The 6605-nt window shown below is 65.7% G+C and carries 4 protein-coding genes; 3 read left to right on the forward strand and 1 reads right to left on the reverse strand.

What is annotated here, in order from left to right:
- Positions 1–197 precede the first annotated feature (197 nt).
- Positions 198–995 carry a polysaccharide deacetylase gene (locus IRZ30_RS14665; RefSeq protein WP_294086215.1) on the reverse strand — a complete coding sequence of 266 codons (798 nt, stop codon included), beginning with the start codon at positions 993–995 and terminating at the stop codon, positions 198–200.
- An 806-nt stretch (positions 996–1801) separates the two neighbouring features.
- Here IRZ30_RS14665 and IRZ30_RS14670 point away from each other — a divergent pair.
- The 3 genes from IRZ30_RS14670 (at position 1802) to IRZ30_RS14680 (ending at position 6441) form a co-directional block, all read left to right on the forward strand.
- Positions 1802–3739: a protein prkA gene (locus IRZ30_RS14670; RefSeq protein WP_294086216.1), complete on the forward strand. Its 1938-nt coding sequence runs from the start codon at positions 1802–1804 to the stop codon at positions 3737–3739.
- A 16-nt stretch (positions 3740–3755) separates the two neighbouring features.
- Positions 3756–4931, forward strand: a complete 1176-nt coding sequence (gene yhbH, locus IRZ30_RS14675) for a sporulation protein YhbH (RefSeq protein ID WP_294086217.1) — start codon at positions 3756–3758, stop codon at positions 4929–4931.
- Between the two features lie 118 nt (positions 4932–5049).
- Positions 5050–6441, forward strand: a complete 1392-nt coding sequence (locus IRZ30_RS14680) for a SpoVR family protein (RefSeq protein WP_294086218.1) — start codon at positions 5050–5052, stop codon at positions 6439–6441.
- The last annotated feature ends 164 nt before the right edge of the window (positions 6442–6605 follow it).

Genomic DNA, 6605 nt, shown 5'->3' on the forward strand with positions numbered 1-6605 from the left:
TGTGTATATTAGACAGCCCTAGCCCCCTCTCGGACGGAGCCCACAAGGGGAGAGGGGGGACGGCCCTCACCCCCGGCCCCTCTCCCAAGGTTGGGAGAGGGGCGCAGGACGAATGCGCGTCACGTATTGCGGCCGACGCGTGCCTCATGACATTCCCCCTCCCAAGGTTGGGAGAGGGGGTCAGGGGGTGAGGGCCGTTACTCCTGGCGCCAGAACTCCGCGACCTCCCGCCCGGTGGCGAACCAGACGCCCTCGTGGCCGCGGATGAACTCGATCAGCCGCTCCAGCATCAGCAGCCGCCCCGGCCGGCCGATCACCTGGGGGTGCATCGTCAGGTTGAACAGCCCGCCATGGCGGTAGATCCCCTCGAACTCCTCGGTCCAGGCCTGGTAGGCCACTGCTGCCGGCTGGATCGGCCGCTGGGTGCGCCCGCTCCCGAAGAGGAAGAACGGTGCGTCATCGAGCAGCCACTGGACCGGGAGCTCCACGATGTCCGTCCCGGGATGGACCCAGGGAACGAAGTTGCTCATGAGGTTCGACGAGTAGCGGAACCCATGCTGCTGCAGGAGGTCGAGCGTGTGGGCCGAGAACTCCCAGGCCGGGGATCGGTAGCCCACCGGCGCCTCCCCGGTAATCGCTCGCAGGGCGGTGATCCCGCGCACCAGCACTTCGGCCTCTTCGTCCCGCCCCAGTGCCGTCGGATGCTCGTGCAGGTAGCCGTGGTGGCCGATCTCATGGCCGCGCTCGTGGACGGTGCGGATCACGTCGGCGTGCGTCTCCGCCGTCCAACCCGGCACAAAGAAGGTCGCGCGGATCCCCGCGCGATCGAGGAGATCCAGGATCAGCGGCACCGCGACGCGCGCGCCGTACGTGCCCTGCGACAGCATGCCTGGCTGGTTGAGCCGCGACGCGTCACCGGACAGCCACAGCGTCTCGGCATCGACATCGAAGGTCAGCATGACGGCGCACTGCGCGCCGTCCTTCCAGCGTCCCATGCAGCTACCCCTTCCACATACCCCCGGCTCGGGTCGATCGCGTCCGCCAATTCGCCGATGCGCGCCCACTGTAGCACGGGCAGCGCGCCTGTGCGTCGACGAGCCTGCCGCGTAACGTGAGCGCACGTTCGCGTTGAAATCGCCAACCCTGCTCTGTCACAATTAACATGCATCCAACGCGGGTGTACGGACGTTAACTAGACATACAGCGAGCCGCGACGTGAGTGGCCAGGACACGCTCAGGGCCCGGCACCTGGCTGATCTGCAGCGCAGCAGCAAGCGGCACGCTTTGTGCGTTACCCGGAGAGTGTAGAGGCCACAATCCACGGCCAACGACGGCGAAGTGGCCTCGTACCCGGCGCGAGTGGATGCGCCCCCTTACGGCTCGACGCTGAGCCGCAACCGCAGTGGCGCGGATCGTACCCAGCGCATCGGCGCGCCGGCAGACACGGTATCGCAGGCGACGCATCCGCCCGTGGCACCGGTCCACGACGCGACACGATGCCCGCGGGGCACGCGGCGGAACCGTCTCGCGTAGGCAACCGACACCGAGCGGGTGTGGTCCGTGCGGTGACGACCGCAGGCGCGGCCTGATCCTCACGAACCGTCGACCGCCTTTTTCCTGGAACATTCGTCGAAGCTCCCCGGAACGCCCCGGTGGGCACTCGCCCCGGGCGGCTCGCGCCACCGGCATCGCCGGCGGCCCGGCCGGCGCTTAACGTCCGAGACGGCCCCGCACACTATCGCTCATCCGGCATGCTTGGCCCGCGATTCTTGCGCGGGCGGGATTATTTGAGGTACGGACGATGAATCTGGTCGAACGTTTGGAATCCTATCGCGCGGAAGAGCAGAAGCTCAGTTGGGAGGGCACCTTCGCCGACTACTTCGACATGGTGATCTCCAACCCGATCATCGCCCAACTGTCGCACGCTCGCATCTTCAACATGATCGAGGATGCGGGCGTCACCGAGCGGGATGACGGCACCATCGACTACGCCTTCTTCCGCGACGAGATCTTCGGCATCGAGAAGTCGCTCCAGCAGATCGTCGAGTACTTCCGCTCGGCAGCCCAGCGGCTCGAGGTGCGCAAGCGCATCCTCCTGCTCATGGGGCCGGTCGGCGGCGGAAAGTCGACCATCGTGACTATGCTTAAGCGTGGGCTGGAGCGTTACACCCGCACCGACCGCGGTGCCCTGTACGCCATCAAGGGCTGCCCGATGCACGAGGAGCCGCTGCACCTCGTGCCCGAGTCGATCCGCTCGGAGTTGATGACCGACTACGGCATCTACATCGAGGGCGAACTCTGCCCCTGGTGCCGCTTCCAACTGGAGAACGCCAAGCGCGACGAGAACCACCCGTGGAGCCAACCGGGAAAGCCATTCTCCGGGCGCCACGAGGACGTCCCCGTGATGCGCGTCGCCTTCTCCGAGAAGCACCGTCTCGGCATCGGCACGTTCACCCCGTCGGACCCGAAGAGCCAGGACATCTCGGAGCTGGTCGGCGGCATCGACCTCTCCACCATTGGCGAGGTCGGCACCGAGTCCGACCCGCGGGCCTACCGCTTCGACGGGGAGCTCAACATCGCCAACCGCGGGCTGGTCGAGTTCGTCGAGATGCTCAAGACCGACGAGCGCTTCCTCTACGTGCTCCTGACCCTGTCGCAGGAGCAGAACATCAAGACCGGCCGCTTCTCGATGATCTATGCCGACGAGGTGGTCATCTCCCACACCAACGAGCATGAGTACCTGGCCTTCGTCGGCAACAAGAAGAGCGAGGCGCTGCAGGACCGCATCATCCTGGTCAAGGTCCCGTACAACCTGCGCGTCAGCGATGAGGTCCGCATCTACCAGAAACTGCTCAAGCAGAGCGCCATCCGCGACATCCATATCGCGCCCGGCACGCTGGAGACGGCCGCGACCTTCGCCGTCCTCTCCCGCCTGGAGGAGAGCAAGAAGGCCGGCATGACCCTGATGAAGAAGCTCAAGCTCTACGACGGCCAGGCGGTCGAGGGCTTCACCCAGAAGGATGTGCGCGAGCTGCAAGAGGAGGCGGACCGCGAGGGCATGGAGGGCATCTCGCCCCGCTACGTCATCAACCGGCTCTCAGCGGCGCTGGTGCGCGACGGAGTCACGTGCATCAACGCGATCGACGCGCTGCGCAGCCTGCGCGACGGCTTGGAGCAGCACACCAGCATCTCCCGCGAGGAGCACGAACGGCTGCTGAACCTGATCGCCGAGGCCCGCCGCGAGTACGACGAAGTGGCCAAGCGCGAGGTGCAGAAGGCCTTCGTGTACTCCTTCGAGGAGTCGGCCCGTACCCTCCTCAACAACTACCTCGACAACGTCGAGGCCTACTGCAACAAGACCAAGGTGATCGACCCCGTCACCGAGGAGGAGATGGAGCCGGACGAGCGGCTGATGCGTTCCATCGAGGAGCAAATCGGCATCACCGAGAACGGCAAGCGCCAGTTCCGCGAGGAGATCCTGATCCGCATCTCGTCGCTGGCCCGCCGCGGGCAGACGTTCGACTACAAGTCGCACGAGCGCCTGCAAGAGGCCATCGAGAAGAAGCTGTTCGCCGACCTGCGCGACGTGGTCAAGATCACCACGTCGACCAAGACGCCGGATGCCGACCAGCTCCGCCGCATCAACGACGTGGTCGATCGGCTGATCCGGGAGCAGGGCTATTGCCCGGTCTGCGCCAACGAGCTACTGAAGTACGTCGGCGCGCTGCTCAACCGGTAGCCGAGGGGGTCCCACGATGTTCACCGTGACGCTGACGCAAAACGACTGGTCCCTGCACCGCAAGGGGGCGATCGACCAGGCGCGCCACAAGCAGAAGGTCAAGGAAGCGATCCGCCAGAACCTAGCCGACATCGTCAGCGAGCAGTCGATCATCACGAGCGACGGCAAGAAGATCGTGCGCGTGCCGATCCGGACGCTGGAGGAGTACAAGTTCCGCTTCGACCCCAACGATCAGCAGCAGGTGGGCGAGGGGGACGGCAACTCCCAGGTCGGCGACGTGCTCGAGCGCATCGGCCAGGGGCAGGGGCCGGGCCGCGGCCCCAAGGCTGGCGACCAGCCGGGGATCGACTACTACGAGGCCGAGCTGACGATGGACGAGCTGGCGGAGATGGTCTTCGAAGACCTCTGCCTGCCCAATCTAGAGGAGAAGCGGCTCCAGGAGCTCGAGTCCGAGGTCGTCCGCTTCACCGACATCCGCAAGAGCGGACCGTACGCCAACCTCGACAAGAAGCGCACCATCCGCGAGAACATCAAGCGGAACGCCAAGCGGGGCGACCCGCGCTTCGGCGGGCTGAAGAACGACGACCTCCGCTTCAAGACCTGGGAGCGGGACATCCGCCGCGAGTCGAACGCCGTCGTCATCGCCATGATGGACGTGTCCGGCTCGATGGGCACCTTCGAGAAGTACATCAGCCGCGCCTTCTACTACTGGATGGTCCGCTTCCTCCGCACCAAGTACGACCAGGTGGCGATCGTCTTCATCGCCCACCACACCGAGGCCAAAGAGGTCACCGAGGAAGAGTTCTTCACCCGCGGCGAGAGCGGCGGCACCAAGGCCAGCTCCGCCTACCAGCTCGCGCTCGACCTGATCGCGCAGCGGTTCAACCCGGCCAACTGGAACATCTACCCGTTCCATTTCTCCGACGGTGACAACTGGCCGTCGGACAACGAGCTCTGCCGGCAGTTGGCCGACCAGTTGCTGGCGCAGTGCAACCTGTTCGGCTACGGCGAGATCCGCCAGGGCCGCTACTCCTACCAGAGCACGCTGATGCACACGTTCCAGCAGCTCGACAGCCCGAAGTTCGTGACGGTGACCATCGGTGACAAGACCGAGGTCTACCCCGCCCTGCGCCGGTTCTTCGGCCCCGAGGTCGGAGCCGGCTCCGCGCGCCGCGCCGCCAAGGAGGTGTAGCGCGGCGCGCGGGTCAGGAGCGCCCGCGTTGGACCGCGCCGCACCGGCACCCTGCCCGCCGGGATCGCCGGAAGTCGGCGCTCCTGAGAGCACGCGCGGTTGAGGAAGCGAGAGGCCCATGCATCAGACAGGACCCACCCAGCGCTACATGCAGGAACTGCAAGAGGGGATCGAGCGGATCTGGGAGGTCGCGCAGGAACTCGGGCTGCGCCCCTTCCCGACCCACTTCGAGATCGTGCCCGCCGCCGTGATGTACGAGATCGGCTCCTACGGCATGCCCGGTCGCTTCTCGCACTGGACGCACGGCAAGGCGTACCAGATGCAGAAGACGATGTACGACTACGGGCTCAGCAAGATCTACGAGCTGGTCATCAACACCAACCCCTGCTACGCCTTCCTGCTCGAGACGAACACCGTGCTCCAGAACAAGCTGGTGGCGGCGCACGTGCTGGCTCACAGCGACTTCTTCGCCAACAACGCCCACTTCGCCAAGACATCGCGGACCATGGTCGACACCGTCAGTCTGAACGCCGACCGCATCCGCCGCTACGAGTTCGAGCACGGCATCGACGAGGTGGAGCGGCTGCTCGACGCCGCGCTCTCCATCCAGGAGCACGTGGATCCCTACATCACGCCCGAGGACGTCCAGCCGGCGAAGCCCCAGCCGCCGCGGAAGCCGACCACCACCTTCGACGACCTCTTCCGCCTCGACGAGCGCGGAGCGCCGGAGCCCGAGCCCGCCGACGACGACTCCCGCCTGCGGCCCGCCCAGCCGGTGCGCGACCTCCTGCTCTTCATCCTCACCCATTCGCCGCGCCTCGACGACTGGGAGCGAGACGTCGTCTCGATCGTGCGCACCGAGATGCTCTACTTCTACCCCCAGCTCCAGACCAAGATCATCAACGAGGGCTGGGCCTCCTACTGGCACGCCCAGATCATGCGCGAGCTGGATCTGAGCACCGACGAGTACCTGGAGTTCGCCCAACTCCACGCGGCGATCCTCCAGCCCTCCCCTCGGCGGACCAACCCCTACCACCTCGGCTACCGCATCCTGGAGGACATCGAGCGCCGCGCCAACGAGGCCGGCGAGGACGGCCGCGCCAAGCTCTTCGAGGTGCGGGAGGTCGAGAGCGATGTCTCCCTGATCCGCAACTACCTGACTGAGGAGCTGGTGGAGGATCTCGATCTCTACCTCTACCAGCGGGTCGGGGACGAACTCGTCATCGTCGACAAGAGCTGGGAGTCGGTACGCGATCGGCTCTGTGCCCAGCTCACCAACCACGGCTTCCCGGTGATCCAGGTCGAGGACGGGGACTACAACGGCAACTCGGAGCTCTACCTGCGACACGTCTGGGACGGCGAGAAACTCGACCTGCACTACGCCCAGAAGACCATGGAGCACATCTACCGTCTTTGGGACCGCCGCATCTGGCTGGAGACCCTCAAAGACGAGGACGAGCCCCTCATCCTCTCCTACGACGCACGTGAGGGCCACAAGATCCACACGTGAGGCGTGGGAGCGGCCCTCACCCCCTAACCCCCTCTCCCAACGTTGGGAGAGGGGGAATGTCATGTCTCATACGTCATACGTCATGCGTCACCTGAGATTCTCCCCTCTCCCACAAGGGGAGAGGGGCCGGGGGTGAGGGGTACCTCGCGCCCACCTCCAAATAC

This window comes from Sphaerobacter sp. (assembly GCF_019683595.1).
Lineage (GTDB): Bacteria > Chloroflexota > Chloroflexia > Thermomicrobiales > Thermomicrobiaceae > Sphaerobacter.

What these genes read in the sequence shown, in the direction of transcription:
- IRZ30_RS14665 (WP_294086215.1), bottom strand. Translation starts at nt 995, where the DNA reads ATGGGACGCTGGAAGGACGGCGCGCAGTGCGCCGTCATGCTGACCTTC.
- yhbH (WP_294086217.1), top strand. Translation starts at nt 3,756, where the DNA reads ATGTTCACCGTGACGCTGACGCAAAACGACTGGTCCCTGCACCGCAAG.
- IRZ30_RS14670 (WP_294086216.1), top strand. Translation starts at nt 1,802, where the DNA reads ATGAATCTGGTCGAACGTTTGGAATCCTATCGCGCGGAAGAGCAGAAG.
- IRZ30_RS14680 (WP_294086218.1), top strand. Translation starts at nt 5,050, where the DNA reads ATGCATCAGACAGGACCCACCCAGCGCTACATGCAGGAACTGCAAGAG.